Here is a 16,747-nt window from a genome sequence, read left to right on the forward strand (position 1 = left end):
CGCAGCGCCCGCCGGTTCACCGGCGGCGCCGCTGCCGCTCCTGCGCCCGCCTGCGCCGGAGCACCAGCAGATCGATGGCCGCGATCAGCGCCAACGCGGCGCACAGCGCCGCCAGCACAGTCAGCACCCGGTCGCTGGGGGTGCTGTGGCTGTCCGAGGCCGCGGCCCACCAGGCGAACAGCGCGGCAGCCGCGGCGAAGAACGGCACTCCGACGGACGACAGCAGAGTGCGCAGCCACAGATCGCTGCGCGCGGTCACCGGTTCCGTGCCGGAGCGGGAACGCCGGAAGCGGCGGCCGTCGTTCCGGTCGGGCCCGGGCTGCGGTGGCTGGGACACGGGGAGCCGCCTTTCGCCGGTGTGCTCCCCCATGATTCCGGCCGCGCCCCGGAATCCCCGTGCAGACGCGCCAGGGGCCACCGGTCACAGCCCGGGCAGCACGTCCTGGTCGACCTCGTGCCGGGGCGGTTCGGGGGCGGTACGCAAGGACAGCTTGTACCGGCAGTCGGGCCCCAGGCCCCAGAGCCGGGAGGCGCGGTCGCGCAGCGGTTGTCCGCACATCCGGCACAGCACCCGTCGCCCCCCGACTGGCTGACTGTCGGGCAGGGCCACCGCCTCGGCGCGTTCGCCGCGCTCTCCTCCGCCGCCGTGCGGCTCCTCCTCCGCGGCCATCCGCGGCCCCCTTCCGCTCCGTCCGGGCGGTTCCCCGTCGGCCCGCACCGTACCAACGCGCCCACCCGTGCGGAGCAGGCCGAAGTGCGGGGGGCGGCGTGCACGCCCACGGTGGGCGTGGAGACAGAACAGCCACCTCTCACGGGAGAGCACATGCGTATCCGTACCGCCCTCGTGGTCGGCGCCCTCAGCGCCACCGCACTGCTCGGCTCCACCGGAACCGCCGTCGCCGGCGACGATCCGGTGGTGGGAGTGACCGGCAACTCGCCCGGCATCCTCTCGGGCGACAACGTCCAGGTACCCGTGAAGGTGGGTGCGAACGTCTGCGGCAACCCGCTGCTGGTCCCGCTGCTGAGCCCGGCGGCGCAGAACTACTGCAAGAACCACTTCTAGGTCACACCAGCGCAGCATCAGCACGTCGGCCGACGGACCCCGCCCCCGCCGCGCGGAGGCGGGGTTCCGTCGGTTTCGGGGAGCGATCCGCCCGCCCACGGGTTGTGCCGTCACGGGACCGGACTGCCACACTTGCGGCATGGACAACTTCTACCGCGGTCCCGCGACCCTGCTGACCGGGGCCGCCGAGGTGCCGGTCGACGTAGCGCTGTTCACGGAGACCACCGGCCCCGGCACCAAGTGGTCCGGCACCATGAGGCCCGAGGGCGGCCAGCGGCTGTGGACCGAACTGGAGGGCGACACGGCCCGGCTGCGGCTGGCCGACGGCCGCGTGTGCCGGGTGACCGTGCTCGGCAGCGGGTTCGGTCCGGTCGAGGTCTCGGGCGAGGGCCCGTTCCCCACGGAGCCCTGACGGGCGGTCTGCCGCGGCCCGCCGGCGGGGCCGGGCACCCCCGGCCGGGGGCCACCCGACCGGGCCGCCCCCGGCACACCCGGCGTCCATCGGGAGATATCACCTGACAGGGGGAGACGGGGCCGTGCCCGTACTCCGCTGGTGGTACATCAAGACTGTGCCGGCAGGTGACGACAGGCCGTCAGGAATACGGAACCGTGGAAGGCATGAACGCGATGCCCGACCGGTGCTGCACGGAGCGGATATGAGCGCGCTGACCATGGCGGTGCTGCTCTCGCTGGTATCCGCGGTGAGCTACGCACTGGCCGCGATCGTGCAGGAGAAGATCGCCACCTCGACCGAGCCGAGCCGATGGAGGCTGCTGGGGTCCGGGATGTGGTGGACCGCAGCGGCGCTGCAGGGGGCGGGAGCACTGCTGCATGTGGCGGCGCTCGCCCAGGGGCCGCTGACCGTCGTTCAGCCACTCGGCGTTCTCACGCTCGTACTCGCCGCCCCGCTGGCGGCGCTCCTGGGCCGGCGGCCGGTGACCACCTCCGCGTGGCGGGGCATCGTCCTGGTCTCGGCCGGCCTGGCCGGCATTCTGCTGCTGACCGGGGACACGGGCGTGGGTTCCCTCGACAGTGGCGGTCAGTTCCTCCTCGCGGGCTGCGTCCTGGGGCTGATCGCGCTGCTGGCGGGCGCGGCGTCTGCGCTGGGGCGTACGGTGCACGGCCGCCTCGGCGCCCTGCGGAGCACGGCGCTGGCGCTGGCCGCCGGGGTGGCGTACGGCGCTGCTTCGGTCTTCGTCAAGTCGCTCGCCGAGGGCTGGGCCTCGGCTCCGCTCTCCGTCTCCGTGCCGCTCGCGAGTCTGACGGTGGTGCTGGCAGCCATCGGGCTGGCGAGTTCGCAGGCGTCCTACCGGGACGGCGGTCTGGCGACTCCGCTGGCGACCGCCACCGTGGCCAACCCGGTGGTCGCAGCGGCGGCCGGGATACTGCTGCTGGAGGAGAGCTTCCGGTACGGCGCGACCGGCACGGTGCTGGCGCTGGCCGCGGGCGCGCTGACCACCTGGGGGCTGGTCGTCCTGACGTCCGACAGCGCACGGCAGGCACGCGCGGAGGAGACCGGGCAGCCCCGCCGCGCGTCCCGGCCGGGAAGGGCCGACGGACCGGATCGCGCAGACGGGCCGGATCGCGGCCCGGCAGCGGAGTCCGCTGTGCTGCGGGTGTCCGAGGCGGAGGTGCACACCGTGGTTCCCCGCCCCCGCACGTCGCCGGCGCATCCGACCGGTGGCCGCACCGTAACTCTGTCCGCGCCCTGACCCTGTCCGCACCGTGACCGGGCTGCACCGGCCGAGCGGCGTACGGCTGCCGCCCGAGCCCGGTGGCCCGCAGGACCGACCGGCAGCCCGGCGCCGACACCGTCGCGCCTCCGGGCGGAGGATCACGCCGCGCCCGTCCCGGCACGCCCCTCGCCTCCGCACCCTCCCTCCCGCACACTGGAGCGGACCACCGGACGAAGGAGGGCGCCCATGCCGCCGTGGCCGGCGTCCCGCTGGGCCCGTCGGGTGCTGCCGCCGGTGGCGGGCGCGCTGCCGGTGCTGGCGTTCCCGGCGCCCGCACTGTGGTGGCTGGCGTACGCGGCGCTGGTGCCGTGGCTGCTGCTGTTGCGCGCTGCGCCGTCGGGCCGCGCGGCCGCGCTCGCCGGATGGTCGGGCGGTACGGGGTTCATGCTGGCGATGCACCACTGGCTGATGCCGAGCCTGCATGTGTTCATCGTCCTGCTGGCCGCGCTGCTGGGACTGTTGTGGCTGCCCTGGGGCTGGCTGGTGCACCGGCTGCTGAGCGGCGCTCCCGGGGCCGGCCGGCTGGCGGCGGCCGTGGTGCTCGTTCCGTCGGGCTGGCTGCTGGCCGAACTGGTCAGGTCCTGGGAGTACCTGGGCGGCCCGTGGGGGCTGCTGGGTGCGAGCCAGTGGGAGGTGCGGCCCGCCTTGCGCCTGGCCTCTGTGGGTGGCGTGTGGCTGGTGAGCTTCCTGGTGGTGGCCGTGAACACCGCGCTGGTCGCGCTGACGGCGCTGCCGCGTGCCCGGGCGGCCGCCCTGGTGGCACTGGTGTCCGTCGCCGCCACCGGCGCGTCCGCCTGGGTGTGGGCGCCCCGGCCCGAACCGGCGGGCCACACCCGGGTCGCCGTCGTGCAGATCGGGGAGACGCAGTCGCGTCAGGAGCGGTTCGCGCGCGGCGAGGAGCTGACCCGCCGACTGGCCGACCGCGACCCGGACCTGATCGTGTGGGGGGAGAGCAGCGTCGGCTACGACCTGGCCGACCGTCCGGCGCTGGTGCGCAGACTGTCCACGCTCTCCCGGCAGACGGGGGCTCCGCTGCTGGTGAACGTCGACGCGCGGCGCAGCGACCGGCCGGGTATCTACAAGAGTTCGGTGCTCGTGGACGAACGGGGGCTCACCGGGCAGCGCTACGACAAGATGCGGCTGGTGCCCTTCGGCGAGTACGTCCCGGCCCGGTCGGTGCTCGGCTGGGCGACCTCGGTGGGCCGTGCGGCGGGTGAGGACCGCAGGCGCGGCGAGGAACCGGTGGTGATGCGGGCGGGTGGACTGCGGTTCGGTCCGCTGATCTGCTTCGAGACGGCCTTCCCGGACATGAGCAGGCAGCTGGCCGCCGAGCACGCCCGGATGGTGGTGGCACAGTCCTCGACCTCCTCCTTCCAGCACAGTTGGGCACCGGAGCAGCACGCGTCACTGGGGGCGCTGCGGGCGGCCGAGTCGGGGCGCCCCGTGGTGCACGCGACGCTCACCGGGGTGAGCGCGCTGTACGGCCCCGGCGGCGAGCGGCTGGGGGCTCCGATGGGCACCGGTACCAGCGCGGCGCGGCTCACCGAGGTGCCACTGGCCTCGGGGAGGACGCTCTATGTGCGCTTCGGCGACTGGACGGTACGGCTCGCGCTGACCGCGCTGGCGGCCTACGGGGTGGCGGAGGGAGCGCGTGCGGTACGCGCGCGCGGGGCGCGGGGCCGCACGCAGCTCAGCACGACTGCTCCAGTGCGTCGTTGACGACGCGTTCGCACAGCTCGTGGGTGCGCAGAGCGTCCCGCGCATCGGGCGTCCTGCCGTCCCGCACGGTCCCCAGGAAGGCGAGCACGCACTGCTCGATGCCGCGCTGCCGAGCGACGGGCACCCAGTCGCCGCGGCGGCGGACGCTGGGCTGGCCCTTGTGGTCGACGATCTCCGCCAGGTCGCGGACCTCGCGCTTGGCGTCCTGGCCGGAGACCTCCAGGACCTCCTGGGCCGAGCCGGAGAGCCGGTTCATGGCGCCGAGCGCGGTGAAGCCGTCGCCCGCGAGCTGGAGCACGACGTGGTGCAGCAGCCCGTCGCGGACCCGGGCCCGCACGTCGATCCGGTCCGGCTCGCCGGGGATGAGGAAGCGGAGCGTGTCGACGACGTGGATGAAGTCGTCGAGCACCGCGCGGCGGGGGTCCTCGGGCAGGCCCACGCGGTGCTTCTGCAGGAGGATCAGCTCCCGCGGGTGCTCCCGGCACTGCGCGTACCCGGGGGCGTGCCGCCGGTTGAAGCCGACCGCGAGGCCGGTGCCGCGGCGCTCGGCCAGCTCCACCAGGGCGCGGGAGGCGGCGAGCTCGTAGGCGAGGGGCTTGTCGACGAAGGTGGGCACGCCCGCCTCCAGCAGCCGCCGGACCAGCTCCGGGTGTGCGCTGGTGGCGGCGTGCACGAAGGCGGCGTCCGGCCCGGCGGCGAGCAGTCCGTCCAGGTCGGTGTGGCGGTGGGCGGCCGGGATCCGGTAGGCGTCGCCGACGGCGGCCAGGGTGGCCGGGGTGCGGGTGACCAGGTGCGGCTCCAGGTCCGGCTGGGCCATGAGTACCGGCAGGTACGCCTTTGTGGCGATGTCGCCGAGTCCGATCACGCCGATCCGCACGGGCTCTCCCTCGCTACTGCGGTGCTGACTGTGACTGGGCAGCATACGTGCGAGGCGGCGGCCGCCAGTCGGCGATCCCCGCGAAGGCGCGGAGCGCGGCGGCGGGGGCGAGGTGGTCGAGGGCGACGAGTGCCGCGTCGCGCAGCATGCAGCTCGCGGCGCCGGTCAGGGTCGTCGCACGACTGGCGCGGGCCGAGCGCCGCACGACCTCGGTGGTGCGGGGCAGCCGGTGCCGGGTGTAGCGCGCCAGCGCCTCGGCGGGCTCGCCCGCCGGGTCGGCGAACCGGGCCAGCACGGCCGCATCCTCCAGCGCCTGGTTGCCGCCCTGCCCCAGGCCGGGCGTCATGGGGTGGGCCGCGTCGCCCAGCAGCGCGACCCGCCCGGCGTGCTGCGAGGGCAGCGGATCGATCAGATGGTGGACGTCGTTGCGCAGTACGGCGCTGTCCGGCACCTCCGCGAGGAGCTGCGGGATCGGCCGGTGCCAGGTGCCGTACAGCCGCAGCAGCGCGGCGCGTTCGCCCTCCGGGTGCTGCTGCCCGGCGGGAAGCACGGCGGCCGCGTAGGCGTAGACCCTGCCGTCCGGGAGGGTCTGGGTGCCCCATATCCCGCCCCTCCCCCAGGTCTCGTGCGGCTCGACCTCGCCCGCGGGGCGCTCGGCGAGGAAGCGCCAGGTGGTGCAGCCCGCGTAGCGCGGACCCGGGTGTGCGGGGAAGAGGGCGCGGCGGGCCGGCGAGTGGATGCCGTCGGCGGCGACGACGAGATCGGCGGTGCGGGTCGCACCGTCCGCGGTGGTCACCGAGGCGGGGCGGGTGCGGGAACCCGGGTCGGCGAGAGTGGCGGCGGCCCCGGTGCGCAGTTCGACGGAGGCGGGCAGCCTGGCGCGCAGGAGGTCGACGAGGGCGGCGCGGGAGAGCAGCACCGTGGGGTCGCCGAAGCGCGCGGCTGCCCGGTCCGCGGTCGTCCGGGCGAGCCAGCGGCCCGACGGGGCGCGCACACCTCCCTGCCCCGTCCAGGTGCGCAGGTCGCGTACGGGGTCGCCGAGGCCGATCACGTCCAGGGCGCGCAGCCCGTTGGGGGCGAGGGCGATGCCGGCGCCGACGGACTCCAGCCGCGGGGCGCGTTCCAGGACGGTGACGGTCCAACCGCGGTCGCCGAGTGCGGCCGCGGCCGCCAGCCCGCCGATACCGGCACCGATGACGAGAGCGTGGGGCGGGCTCACGGGGCCTCCTCGATGTCGCAACTACAGATGTAGTAAGCGAGGCCCATCGTACTACAGGTGTAGTGATCCCGGTAGATTGCCCCCATGACTGCACGTGCGGCCGCCACTCCCCGCGCCACGCTGATCGCCGACACCGCCATCAGGCTGCTGGCGGAGCGCGGCATGCGCGGGCTCACCCATCGCGCGGTGGACGAGGCGGCCGGACTGCCACCGGGCTCCACCTCGAACCACGCGCGCACCCGGGCAGCCCTGCTGGAGGCGGCCGTACGGCGGCTGACGGAACTGGAGGGCGCCGTGCTGCACACCGCGGACATGGCGGCGGCCGCCGGGGCGGCCGAGGGACCCGGCCCGTTCGCCGGTCTCGTCGCGACCGCGCTGCACCGCCATCTGACCCGGCACCGCGCCCTGCTGGTGGCCCGCTACGAACTGGCGCTGGAGGCCACCCGCCGCCCGGAACTGCGGGCGCACTACGACAGGACCGGGCTGAGCGACTTCGCCGGGCCGCTGCGCACCTTGCTCACCGCAGCCGGCTCCAGCGACCCCCAGCGGCACGCCCTCTCGCTGCTGGCCTGGTGCGACGGGATCCTCTTCAGCTGCACGGCGGGCACCTTCAACAGCACCGTCCCCACCGAGGAGGAACTGCGGGAGAGCGTGCGGGAGATTCTCACCGGGATGCTGGCACCGCGCGGCTGACACCGGCGCCGGCCACCGGCGCGGCGGAACTGCCCCCGCACCTGCGGCCAGCAGGATGGCCGCATGACCACACACGAGGACCAGCCGGCCGCCGGGCTGCGGACCGCGCCCCAGGAGGGAGCGGCCGGCGGCCGCAGCGGGCAGCCCCAGGGACCGCCGGTCGGCGCGGTGAGCGGACTCCCACTACCCCAGGGCGACGGAGCCGAGCGGCAACTGCTGGAGCAGTGGCTGGACTTCCAGCGCGCCACGCTGGCCGCCAAGTGCGCCGGGCTCAGCGACGAGCAGCTCAGGACCGCCTCGGCGCCGCCCTCCGGGCTGACGCTGCTGGGACTGGTGCGGCACCTGACCAAGGTGGAACGGCACTGGTTCCGGTTCGTGTTCGGTGAGGCGGACTCCGAGCCGCTCTACTCCTCGAAAGACAAACCGGACGGCGACTTCGCGGTGGCGGACGCGGACAGCGGAGCGCGGACGCTGGCCGTCTGGCGGCAGGAGGTCGACCGGGCCCGCAGGTCAGCGGCCGCACGCTCGCTCGACGACACGGGAACCAGCCCGTGGCGTCCGGCCTGGACCAACTCCCTGCGGTGGATCCATCTGCACGTGATCGGTGAATACGCGCGGCACAACGGCCACGCCGATCTGCTGCGGGAGCGCATCGACGGCAGGACCGGCTTCTGAACACTCCCCGATCACTCCTGAGGGGGCTTCCGCACCGCGGCCCGGGTGGGAAGAGTTGCCGGAGTGTCACGCATGACGAAAGCCATGGCCCTGTTGGGAGTGGCGCTCTCGACCACCACCGGGTGCATCACCGTCCAGGGCGGTCCCGGTGAGCCGCACGGCAGACCCGCAGCCCAGCACTCCCACCCGCCCCGCGGCGGGGCCGTACCGACCCGCCGCCTGGTGCGGCCCCCGGCGAAGGAAGCGCTGTCCCAGGTGCCGCGCCGGGGAGCCGGACCGGCCCCCTCCCCCGGTGCACAGCCCCCGGGAAGCGGCGCGCCCGGCAACCGCGAGGACGCGCACCCGGCGGCCACGGCAGGCCATCCGGGTCAGCGGCCCGCGCCTCCCCGACCGCGGCCCGGCGCACCGGGCCGGGATCCGGCGCAGGTCATCGGCGGCGGGACGGGTCGCGGACACGACGGCCCCGGGGTGCGTGAGCGGCACCGGCGCAACCACCACCCGCCGCGTCCGAACAGTGCCGTCTGCGAGCTGGGCGAGTCCTACGGGCGCTGGGAGGCGGACAGCACACAGGCGCGCATCTGCCGCTCCCGGTACGGGAGGTGACACCGGCCCTGCGGAACCTGGCCCCTCCGGGACGGCGGCAGGCACCGCCCCCGCCGGGACGCCCGCAGCTCGGCCACCGGCCCGGCCGCGGACCCGCGTCCGGGGCGCGACCCGGCGGAGAGCGGACGCCCGGTCGGGGAGCGCAGGCACCATGCCGGGCGGCGACCGCTCCGGGAGGGGGAATCCGCTCCGGCAGGCGCGCGCTATGCCTGCGGGTCCGGGCCGCCGCCCGGGCCCTCGGCGTCGCCCGGGTACCCGCCCGGTGAGGCGGCGCCGTCGGCGATCCGCTTCTCCAGGCGTTCGGCAGCGGCGAGGAGGCCCTGCCGGTACGCGTCCGCGGGGAGCGCGTCGAGCCTCCGCCGGGCCTGCTCCAGCTCGCTCCGGGCCGCCTCCTCGTCACCCAGCTTGACGTGATCGGCGGCGAGGTCGAGGTACAGCGAGGGGTACAGCGACCGGACCGCCGAGCGGTGCTGCTCCCGGCCGGCCCCGTCCTGCTCCAGCGCGTCGGCGGCCGCGAGGGCGCGCAGATCCCAGGCGAGCTCGTCGACCGGGTCGTCCTGGGTGTCGGCCATGTAGTGCGCGATCGTGCAGCGGTGGAACAGGTCGGCGTCGATGTCGGTTTCCGTCCACAGCGCGGCGAAGCGGTTCCGGGCTTCTTCCCGGTCGCCACCGCGGTGCAGCATGACCGCCTGGCCGATTCTGACCATCGTCGCGTGCTCCGCGCCCTGGGGCACGTCCTGCTGGGGCTCCGCCACGAGGGGCTCCTCCCGTTCGCCGAGTGCTGAGGACACGACGCTAACGGTCGCCTCCGACGATGGCGCCCACCCCCGGCTGAGCCCCGCGTGGCTCAGCTCCGACCGGGGATGCGCCAGTTGACGGGCGTGTGGCCCTGGGCCGCGACGGCCTCGTCGATCCGGGTGAAGGGCCGGGATCCGAAGAAGCGCTTCGCCGACAGCGGTGAGGGGTGAGCACCCTGCACCACCGCGTGCCGTTCGGTGTCGATGAGCGGCAGCTTCTTCTTCGCGTAATTGCCCCACAGCACGAACACCGCCGGGTCGGGCCGGTCCACGACGGCGCGGATGACCGCGTCGGTGAACTTCTCCCACCCCTTGCCCTTGTGCGAGTTGGCCTCGCCCTCGCGCACGGTCAGCACTGCGTTGAGCAGCAGCACGCCCTGCTCGGCCCACGGCATCAGATAGCCGTTGTCCGGCACGGGGTGACCCAGCTCGTCCTGCATCTCCTTGTAGATGTTGCGCAGCGAGGGCGGGGTGCGCACGCCCGGACGGACCGAGAAGCACAGACCGTGCCCCTGGCCCGCGCCGTGGTACGGGTCCTGGCCGAGGATGAGCACCTTCACCTGCTCGTACGGGGTCGCGTCGAGTGCGGCGAACACCTCCTCGCGGGGCGGGTAGACCGGCCCCCGCTCCCGCTCCTCCTCGACGAACTCCGCCAGCTCCTTGAAGTAGGGCTTCTCGGTCTCCTCACCGAGGACGCCCTGCCAGGACCGGGGCAGCATTTCCTTCACGCGCTGTTACCTCCGCTGCGGTGGTGCACTTCCGTCGTGCTCACTGACCGCACCGAAGGTACCGTCCCGCACTGACATTTAGCGTTGTCCTTGGCTCTTCTGGATCTTCGAGGGGCTGCGTAGGGTGCGTCGGGTCCGGTTCTTCCGGCACGGCTGGATCACTGACCGAAGCGTCTGCTTGCAGGCGACTTCTCAACGCTGATCGACGGCTGGACGAACCGCCCGACGCACGTGCGTCCCTGTTGGGAACCCGTGGCCGCGCCCGGCGTGGACCACTGCTACCGAATGTCCGGTCAGCACAACCCTGCGGAACACGCGCTCAGGGGCCGTGGCGGATGTCCCGGGCGGCAACAACACTGCGCCGAGACGGGATACAGCCGTTGAGAATCCACCTGGGCATCGATGTGGCCTGCCGGGCCTCACACCGTGCCACCTGCACCGACGCCACCGGAGAGGTCCTCATCTCCGGACGACGTTTCACCACCACCGCTGACGACCTCGAACGGTTATGGGCGACCCTGCCGGCCTCCGACGACATCATCGTGATCATGGAACCGACCCGTAACGCCCGGGTGCCGCTGGCAGCCTGGTTCCAGGACCGTGGCGCCACGGTCGTGCTGGTGCCTCCGGAGCAGTCCTCCGACCTGCGCGACTACTACAACAAGCACACCAAGAACGACCGCCTGGACTCCCGCGTCCTGGCCCGGCTGCCGCTCCTGCACCCCGAGGGCCTGCGGTCCCTGTCGGACACCGGCCCCGCACACCCCTTGCGCCGCGCCGTCCGCCGCCGCAGCTCGCTGGTCGAGCGCCGCACCGCATCCTTCTACCGGCTCGACGCCCTGCTGGAGCTGATGGGACCCGGCTGGGGCAATGCTCTGGGCTCAGGCGCCTACTGCAAGGCCGCCCTCGCGGTGCTCCAGCGCACCGGCGCCGACCCCCACGCCCTCCGCCGCCTGGGCCCCAAACGGCTGACGGCCCTGCTGATCCGCCACAGCCGCGGACAGTGGCGCGAGGACCGCGCCGAGAAGATCACCCAAGCGGCCCGCGAAACCCTCAAGCTCTGGCCCGCCGGCCTGCTCGACTACGCCGAACTGGCCGAGGACATCGCCGCTGAGGCCCAGCTCGCCGACCACCTGAACACGCAGATCACCATGCTGGAGGACCGGATCGCCGTCCTCTACGAAGAAGCCGACCCCGGCCGGATCATGGCCTCCGGGCCGGGCCTGGGCGTCATCACGGCAGCGGGCATCCTCGGACGCCTGGGAGACCCCAACCGGTTCACCAGCCTCGCGGCCATCCGCTCCTTCACCGGACTGGTGCCCCGAGTCAGCCAGTCCGGCCTGACCGGCCGCCACGGACCGCCCACCCGGGCCGGCGACCCGGGACTACGCGAAACCGCCTTCAAGGCCGCCGATCTGGCCCGCCACGTCGACCCCACCCTGGCCAGCCGCTACCACGACCTGGTGGTCGACAAAGGCAAGCACCACAACTCCGCCCTCTGCACGCTCGCCGCGATGCTGATCACACGACTCGCCGCATGCTGACGCAACGGCACCCTCTACGAACTCCGGGACACCGACGGCCGCGAGATCAGCGAAGCCGAAGGCCGCGCCATCTGCGCCACCCAATACAAGATCGACAAGACCGAGCGCGCCAAGACACTGACCCGCAGGCGCAGCCAACGCCTCAAAGACACCACGACGAGCCGACGCGATCAGGAGTCGCTCAGCGCTCCGGCAGCCGGCTCGTCTGCGAACCAGCCTACGAACGCCGCCCGAAGAACACCACAACGGGCTTGACGTCCGTTAGGAACTCAGCGCAGGACGGCCCCGGCGGCACCCCGTGGCTACCAGCTCGACTTCTTGTACAGCTCCCAGACGCGCATGATGACCGAGGTGTCGACGGCCCACTCGACCCCCGCGACATCCTTCTCGGCGGCGATGTAGACCTTGCCCTGCCACAGCGGCAGCAACCGCACGTCTTCAGCCATCTCCCGCTGCACCTTGGCGAACGACTGACCGGCCGCGCCGCGGTCGCTCTGCCGCCGCGAGTACGGCAGCAGCTCCTCGGTCAGCTTCCGGTTCTTGTACGGGGTGCCCATCGCGTTCTTGTCCCCCACGAAGGGGGTGATGTAGTTGTCCGCGTCCGGGAAGTCGGCGGACCAGCCGCGGCCGAAGACCGGGTACTGCCCCTTGAGGTAACCGTCCTGGAAGTTCTCCCAGGAGCGCGACCGCAGCGTGATGTCGAACAGTCCGGAGTCCTCCAGTTGCTCCTCGAGCTCGGCGAACTCGCGGCTCGTCGAGTCGCCGTACCGGTCCTCGGCGTACCAGAGGGTGAGCTGCACCTTGTCGGTGATGCCCGCGTCCCGGAGTATGGTGCGCGCCTTCCCGCGGTCGGGCTCCCCGTAGCGGTCGAGGTAGGCGTTGGTGTGCCCGGTGATGCCCGTCGGGACCATGGAGTAGAGCGGGTTCGCGGTGCGGTCGTAGACCTCGCGCACCAGCTTCTTGCGGTCGACGAGCTGGGCGACGGCGCGGCGTACGGCGGGTTCGGCGGCCTGCTCGTCCTTCGGGTTGAAGACCAGGAAGTGCACCTCGGAGCCGGTGATCTCGCTCAGGTCGAAGGAGGTGTCACCCGTGGTGGCGGCCTCCTGGAACTTCAGTACCTGATCGGAGGTCAGGCCGCGGTAGGTGAGGTCTATTCGGCCGTGCTCGAGGTCGCCGACCATCTTGGTGGACCGCTTGTAGTAGCGGATGGTGACCGCGTCGTTCCGGATCTTGGCGGTGCCTTTGTAGTCGTCGTTCCGGACGAGCACGGCCCGCTTGCCGGGCTCGTAGCTCTTGAGCTCGTAGGGCCCCGAGCCCGTCACCTCGTTGCCAGGCCGCAGGCTCGCGCGGGGGTAGTCGTCGGGGTCGACGAGGGAGGTGGCGGGAGTGGAGAGGATGAAGGGGAAGGTCGCGTCGGACTTCCTGAGCCGGAAGACCACCACCCGGCTGCTCTTCATCTCGACCTGCTCCAGATTGGCCAGCAGCGCGGCCGGCCCCTTCGGCGACTCGATCGAGGTGATGCGGTCGAAGGAGTGCTTCACCGCTTGGGCGTCCAGCTTGCGGCCGCTGGAGAACTTCAGCCCTTCCCGCAGCTCGCAGCGGTAGATCCGGCTGGCCGAATCGGTGAACCCGCAGTCCTCCGCGGCCTCGGGTTCCGGCGTGGTCCCGGTGTTCGGGATGGTCATGAGGGTCTGGAAGACGTTCCGGTACAGCTCCCAGGAGCCGTCCCAGGCAGCAGCCGGGTCCAGGGAGCTGGGGGCGCTTGTGGTGCCGACCACGATCTTGTGCTCCTCGCCCCCGTCACCCCCGGAGAGCGCGCTGCACCCCGCCAGGAGCACGAGGGAGAGTATGGTCGCTGCGGCTTTCAGCAGCCCATTCCGGTCGAACACGTGCGCGCTCCTCAGTCGGCGGTGCCTTACCTCTGGTGCGGGTGCCCACGGGGTGCGTCCACGCTCCGACGTCACCCGACTACGGGAAAACGTTTGGACATTACCCCAGGCACAGCCGTGACGGAGCAGAACGAACTGTCCGGGTGCCGGGACTTGGAGTCCGACACCCGGACATAAGAGCCATAGGCCGCTCGGTGCGCGAAACCGCTGCACCTGTCCGACGTCCGTACGGGCGCGCCTATTGTGCTATTCGACACCCGCGTTGAGGAAGAGGCCGCCGTCCACGGTCAGCGTCTGCCCGGTGATCCAGCCCGCCTCCTCGGAGGTGAGGAACACCGCGGCGCCGGCCACGTCCGAGGGCGCGCCGAGCCTGCCCATCGGATAGCGAGCGGCCGCCTCCTCCTCGCGCCCCTCGTAGAGCGTGGCCGCGAACTTGGTCTTGACCACGGCCGGCGCCACCGCGTTGACCCGGGCCGCCGGCGCGAACTCGTGCGCGAGCTGCTGGGTCAGGTTGATCATGGCGGCCTTGCTCATCCCGTACGCGCCGATGAACGGCGAGGCCGAGAGGCCCGCGATCGAGGCGACATTGACGATCGTGCCGCCGTGCTCCTGCTGCCAGGCGGCCCAGGTCCGCTGCGCGAAGCCGAGCGCCGAGATCACGTTGGTCTCGAACACCTTGCGTGCGACGCCCGGGTCCAGTTCGGCCATCGGCCCGAACACCGGGTTGGTACCCGCGTTGTTGACCAGGTGGTCGACGCGCCCGTACGCCTCCATCACACCGTCGACGACGGCCGCCTGGTGCTCAAGGTCGTGTGCCTTGCCCGCGATCCCCATGGCCCGGTCGGAACCGAGCCGCTCGACCGCCTCCTTGAGCGCGTCCGCGTTCCGCCCGGTGATGCACACCCGGTCGCCGCGCGCCACGAGCGCCTCGGCGATCCCGTAGCCGATGCCCCGGCTGCCGCCCGTGACCAGGGCGACCTTCCCACTTTCGGGCTGCCCGCCCGTGTTCTGCTCCGTCATGCGATCCGCTCCTCGTCGGCCGTCAGTTGAGGGGTCCGCCGGCGACGTACAGCACCTGACCGGAGACGAAGCCGGCCTTCTCGTCGACGAAGAAGGCGACCGCGTTGGCGATGTCGGCGGGCTCCCCCACGCGCTGGACCGGGATCTGGCCGGCCGCGGCGGTCTTGAAGTCGTCGAAGCCCATACCCACGCGCTCGGCGGTGGCGGCGGTCATGTCGGTCGCGATGAAGCCGGGGGCCACCGCGTTGGCCGTGATGCCGAACTTGCCCAGTTCCTTGGCGAGGGTCTTGGTGAAGCCCTGCATACCGGCCTTGGCCGCGGCGTAGTTGACCTGGCCGCGGTTGCCCAGCGCGGAGGACGAGGAGAGGTTGACGATGCGCCCGAACCCGGCGTCCACCATGGACTTCTGGCAGGCGCGGGACATCAGGAAGGCGCCGCGCAGATGCACGTTCAAGACCGTGTCCCAGTCGCTGTCGCTCATCTTGAACAGCAGGTTGTCGCGCAGCACCCCGGCGTTGTTCACCAGGACCACCGGCGCACCGAGCTCCTCACAGACGCGGGTGACCGCGGCCTCGACCTGCCCGGAGTCGGAGACGTCGCAGCCGACGGCGAGCGCCTTGCCGCCCTGCTGGATGATCTGGTCGACCGTCGGGGCGCAGGCGGCCTCGTCGAGGTCGAGGACGGCGACGGCGTGGCCCTCCTCCGCGAGGCGGACGGCCGTGGCCGCGCCGATCCCTCGGGCGGCGCCCGTCACGATCGCGACTCGCTGCTCGGTGCTGGACATGCTGGTGTCTCCTCGGCCTGAATGGGTGAGCAACCGCTTAGTACCTTTGGCAGTCGTGACGCTATGAGGCACGACAGGCCCTGTCAACGGCGCCCGTGCGGGAGCGGCACGGATGCCGCCCCCGCGCCCGGCTCAGCGGACCAGCAGATCCAGCAGGCGCTCGCTCTCGGCCTCCGGATCGGCCGTCAGCCCGGTGTGCACCGGACCGGGCTGCACGACCGTGCTGCGCGGGGCCACCAGCCACCGGAAGCGCCGCCCCGCGTCGTCGCCGGCGGCCTGCCCGGCCCGGGCGCCGCCGTCGCACACGCACTCCACGGCGTGCAGCGCCGCGCGGACACCGCGCACGTCGGCACACGGGTCGAGGGCAAAGAGCCGGTCCTCGTCCAGGTGGGTGCGGGCCCCCAGGTAGGAGCGCGCACGGCAGTAGACCAGCACACCCGCGTTGATCAGCTCACCGCGCTCGATGTGGGGAACGACACGCAACAGGGCGTACTCGAACACGTCGAGATCGCCGCGCGCGGCCGGCTCCGCAGGCATCCGCTTCACTTGGCACCGCCGCCCTTCCCGGTGAGCCACCCCGGCGCTTGCGAGGGTCCGTCCTTGCTCGGCTCGCCGAGCGTGATCCGTTCATGGATCGTGCGGGCGCGGGAGGCCAGGACCTCGGTGTACGCGGCGCGCACCGCGTCCGGGCCGGCGAATCCCGGCTCGTCGGCGAGCCACGCGTCGGGAATCTCGGCTGCGCACTCGGACAGCAGTTCCTCGGTGACGCGGGGGGCCAGCTCGGCTGCGGCGTCCTCGGTCCTGGGGGCGAAGGGGGCCAGCGCATGGTCGGAGGCGTCGTAGGAGCGCTCGGCGGCCGCCCGCGCGGTGGGCCAGTTGTGGTGGAAGACCAGGGTCGCGCCATGATCGATCAACCACAGATCGCCGTGCCATACCAGCATGTTGGGGTTGCGCCAGGAGCGGTCGACGTTGCCCACGAGCGCGTCGAACCACACCACCCGTCCGGCTTCCTCGGAACTCACCTGGTAGGCGAGCGGATCGAAGCCCAGCGAGCCGGGCAGGAAGTCCATCCCCAGGTTGAGGCCGCCGCTCGCCTTGAGCAGCGCCTGCACCTCCTCGTCCGGCTCGGACAGTCCGATCACCGGGTCCAGCCACGCCCGCACCAGGTCGGGCACCCGAAGCCCGAGCCGCAGCGCGAGTCGGCCGCACAGCACTTCGGCCACCAGCGTCTTGCGACCCTGACCGGCTCCGACGAACTTCATGACATAGGAGCCCAGATCGTCGGCCTCGACCAGACCGGGGAGCGAACCGCCCTCTCTCAGGGGCGTGACGTAGCGCGTGGCGGTGACTTCGGGGAGCATTTCGCCAGGCTATACGGCCCCGGGGACGGGTTGTGGGGT

At 72.7% G+C, this 16,747-nt stretch carries 19 protein-coding genes; 8 read left to right on the forward strand and 11 right to left on the reverse strand.

What is annotated here, in order from left to right; translation table 11 throughout:
* Positions 1–16: 16 nt before the first annotated feature.
* Together P2424_RS02360 and P2424_RS02365 are read right to left on the reverse strand one after the other, a co-directional pair.
* The gene (locus tag P2424_RS02360; protein ID WP_276474142.1) at positions 17–337 is read right to left on the reverse strand and encodes a DUF6343 family protein; all 321 of its coding nucleotides are present in this window, start codon (positions 335–337) and stop codon (positions 17–19) included.
* Between the two features lie 84 nt (positions 338–421).
* Complete coding sequence (locus P2424_RS02365) at positions 422–670, reverse strand: DUF6011 domain-containing protein (protein ID WP_276474143.1); 249 nt, start codon at positions 668–670, stop codon at positions 422–424.
* Positions 671–823: 153 nt separating this feature from the next.
* On the opposite strand from P2424_RS02365, the gene P2424_RS02370 reads away from it, so the two are divergent.
* The 4 genes from P2424_RS02370 (at position 824) to lnt (ending at position 4,518) form a co-directional block, all read left to right on the forward strand.
* Positions 824–1,063, forward strand: coding sequence for a chaplin (locus P2424_RS02370; RefSeq protein WP_276474144.1), 240 nt, complete (start codon positions 824–826; stop codon positions 1,061–1,063).
* A gap of 139 nt (positions 1,064–1,202) precedes the next feature.
* The gene (locus P2424_RS02375) at positions 1,203–1,475 is read left to right on the forward strand and encodes a hypothetical protein (protein ID WP_276474145.1); all 273 of its coding nucleotides are present in this window, start codon (positions 1,203–1,205) and stop codon (positions 1,473–1,475) included.
* A 244-nt stretch (positions 1,476–1,719) separates the two neighbouring features.
* Positions 1,720–2,775, forward strand: a complete 1,056-nt coding sequence (locus P2424_RS02380) for a DMT family transporter (RefSeq protein ID WP_276474146.1) — start codon at positions 1,720–1,722, stop codon at positions 2,773–2,775.
* Positions 2,776–2,985: 210 nt separating this feature from the next.
* Entirely contained in the window at positions 2,986–4,518 is a 1,533-nt protein-coding gene (gene lnt / locus P2424_RS02385) for an apolipoprotein N-acyltransferase (RefSeq protein ID WP_276474147.1), read from the forward strand.
* On the opposite strand, the gene P2424_RS02390 is transcribed toward lnt, so the two are convergent.
* On the reverse strand, positions 4,490–5,395 hold the full coding sequence (locus tag P2424_RS02390; RefSeq protein WP_276474148.1) for a Gfo/Idh/MocA family oxidoreductase: 906 nt from the start codon (positions 5,393–5,395) through the stop codon (positions 4,490–4,492). The genes lnt and P2424_RS02390 overlap by 29 nt on opposite strands.
* 13 nt (positions 5,396–5,408) lie before the next feature.
* Complete coding sequence (locus tag P2424_RS02395; protein ID WP_276474149.1) at positions 5,409–6,614, reverse strand: FAD-dependent monooxygenase; 1,206 nt, start codon at positions 6,612–6,614, stop codon at positions 5,409–5,411.
* A gap of 84 nt (positions 6,615–6,698) precedes the next feature.
* On the opposite strand from P2424_RS02395, the gene P2424_RS02400 reads away from it, so the two are divergent.
* The 3 genes from P2424_RS02400 to P2424_RS02410 all read left to right on the forward strand — a co-directional run bounded on the left by P2424_RS02400 (position 6,699) and on the right by P2424_RS02410 (position 8,585).
* Complete coding sequence (locus tag P2424_RS02400) at positions 6,699–7,307, forward strand: TetR family transcriptional regulator (protein ID WP_276474150.1); 609 nt, start codon at positions 6,699–6,701, stop codon at positions 7,305–7,307.
* 63 nt (positions 7,308–7,370) lie between these two features.
* A complete protein-coding gene (locus tag P2424_RS02405) occupies positions 7,371–7,982 on the forward strand; it encodes a DinB family protein (RefSeq protein ID WP_346660058.1) in 612 nt (203 codons plus the stop codon).
* Between the two features lie 72 nt (positions 7,983–8,054).
* Positions 8,055–8,585, forward strand: a complete 531-nt coding sequence (locus P2424_RS02410; protein ID WP_276474151.1) for a hypothetical protein — start codon at positions 8,055–8,057, stop codon at positions 8,583–8,585.
* A 203-nt stretch (positions 8,586–8,788) separates the two neighbouring features.
* On the opposite strand, the gene P2424_RS02415 is transcribed toward P2424_RS02410, so the two are convergent.
* Entirely contained in the window at positions 8,789–9,340 is a 552-nt protein-coding gene (locus P2424_RS02415; RefSeq protein WP_276478792.1) for a hypothetical protein, read from the reverse strand.
* Positions 9,341–9,432: 92 nt separating this feature from the next.
* Positions 9,433–10,101 (reverse strand): uracil-DNA glycosylase, encoded by a 669-nt coding sequence (locus tag P2424_RS02420; protein WP_276478793.1) that lies wholly within the window; start codon positions 10,099–10,101, stop codon positions 9,433–9,435.
* Positions 10,102–10,490: 389 nt separating this feature from the next.
* Here P2424_RS02420 and P2424_RS02425 point away from each other — a divergent pair, with 389 nt between their 5' ends.
* Complete coding sequence (locus P2424_RS02425) at positions 10,491–11,654, forward strand: IS110 family transposase (protein ID WP_276474152.1); 1,164 nt, start codon at positions 10,491–10,493, stop codon at positions 11,652–11,654.
* 302 nt (positions 11,655–11,956) lie between these two features.
* Here P2424_RS02425 and P2424_RS02430 read toward each other — a convergent pair whose 3' ends face one another.
* From P2424_RS02430 to P2424_RS02450, 5 genes are all read right to left on the reverse strand, one after another.
* Positions 11,957–13,543, reverse strand: a complete 1,587-nt coding sequence (locus tag P2424_RS02430) for an ABC transporter substrate-binding protein (protein WP_276474153.1) — start codon at positions 13,541–13,543, stop codon at positions 11,957–11,959.
* A 246-nt stretch (positions 13,544–13,789) separates the two neighbouring features.
* A complete protein-coding gene (locus P2424_RS02435; protein ID WP_276474154.1) occupies positions 13,790–14,563 on the reverse strand; it encodes an SDR family oxidoreductase in 774 nt (257 codons plus the stop codon).
* A gap of 22 nt (positions 14,564–14,585) precedes the next feature.
* Positions 14,586–15,347: a 3-oxoacyl-ACP reductase FabG gene (fabG, locus tag P2424_RS02440; protein ID WP_276474155.1), complete on the reverse strand. Its 762-nt coding sequence runs from the start codon at positions 15,345–15,347 to the stop codon at positions 14,586–14,588.
* Between the two features lie 132 nt (positions 15,348–15,479).
* The gene (locus P2424_RS02445) at positions 15,480–15,884 is read right to left on the reverse strand and encodes a DUF3037 domain-containing protein (RefSeq protein ID WP_276474156.1); all 405 of its coding nucleotides are present in this window, start codon (positions 15,882–15,884) and stop codon (positions 15,480–15,482) included.
* Positions 15,885–15,889: 5 nt separating this feature from the next.
* Positions 15,890–16,708, reverse strand: a complete 819-nt coding sequence (locus tag P2424_RS02450; RefSeq protein ID WP_276474157.1) for a HipA family kinase — start codon at positions 16,706–16,708, stop codon at positions 15,890–15,892.
* Between the last annotated feature and the right edge of the window lie 39 nt (positions 16,709–16,747).

Origin of the sequence: Streptomyces sp. WMMB303, assembly GCF_029351045.1 — a bacterium.
Classification (GTDB): domain Bacteria; phylum Actinomycetota; class Actinomycetes; order Streptomycetales; family Streptomycetaceae; genus Streptomyces.

Excerpts from the sequence above, each read along its gene's own strand:
- P2424_RS02405 (WP_346660058.1), top strand. The coding sequence starts at position 7,371 with ATGACCACACACGAGGACCAGCCGGCCGCCGGGCTGCGGACCGCGCCC.
- P2424_RS02450 (WP_276474157.1), bottom strand. The coding sequence starts at position 16,708 with ATGCTCCCCGAAGTCACCGCCACGCGCTACGTCACGCCCCTGAGAGAG.
- P2424_RS02400 (WP_276474150.1), top strand. The coding sequence starts at position 6,699 with ATGACTGCACGTGCGGCCGCCACTCCCCGCGCCACGCTGATCGCCGAC.
- fabG (WP_276474155.1), bottom strand. The coding sequence starts at position 15,347 with ATGTCCAGCACCGAGCAGCGAGTCGCGATCGTGACGGGCGCCGCCCGA.
- lnt (WP_276474147.1), top strand. The coding sequence starts at position 2,986 with ATGCCGCCGTGGCCGGCGTCCCGCTGGGCCCGTCGGGTGCTGCCGCCG.
- P2424_RS02410 (WP_276474151.1), top strand. The coding sequence starts at position 8,055 with ATGACGAAAGCCATGGCCCTGTTGGGAGTGGCGCTCTCGACCACCACC.
- P2424_RS02445 (WP_276474156.1), bottom strand. The coding sequence starts at position 15,884 with ATGCCTGCGGAGCCGGCCGCGCGCGGCGATCTCGACGTGTTCGAGTAC.
- P2424_RS02435 (WP_276474154.1), bottom strand. The coding sequence starts at position 14,563 with ATGACGGAGCAGAACACGGGCGGGCAGCCCGAAAGTGGGAAGGTCGCC.
- P2424_RS02370 (WP_276474144.1), top strand. The coding sequence starts at position 824 with ATGCGTATCCGTACCGCCCTCGTGGTCGGCGCCCTCAGCGCCACCGCA.
- P2424_RS02380 (WP_276474146.1), top strand. The coding sequence starts at position 1,720 with ATGAGCGCGCTGACCATGGCGGTGCTGCTCTCGCTGGTATCCGCGGTG.
- P2424_RS02375 (WP_276474145.1), top strand. The coding sequence starts at position 1,203 with ATGGACAACTTCTACCGCGGTCCCGCGACCCTGCTGACCGGGGCCGCC.
- P2424_RS02365 (WP_276474143.1), bottom strand. The coding sequence starts at position 670 with ATGGCCGCGGAGGAGGAGCCGCACGGCGGCGGAGGAGAGCGCGGCGAA.
- P2424_RS02420 (WP_276478793.1), bottom strand. The coding sequence starts at position 10,101 with ATGCTGCCCCGGTCCTGGCAGGGCGTCCTCGGTGAGGAGACCGAGAAG.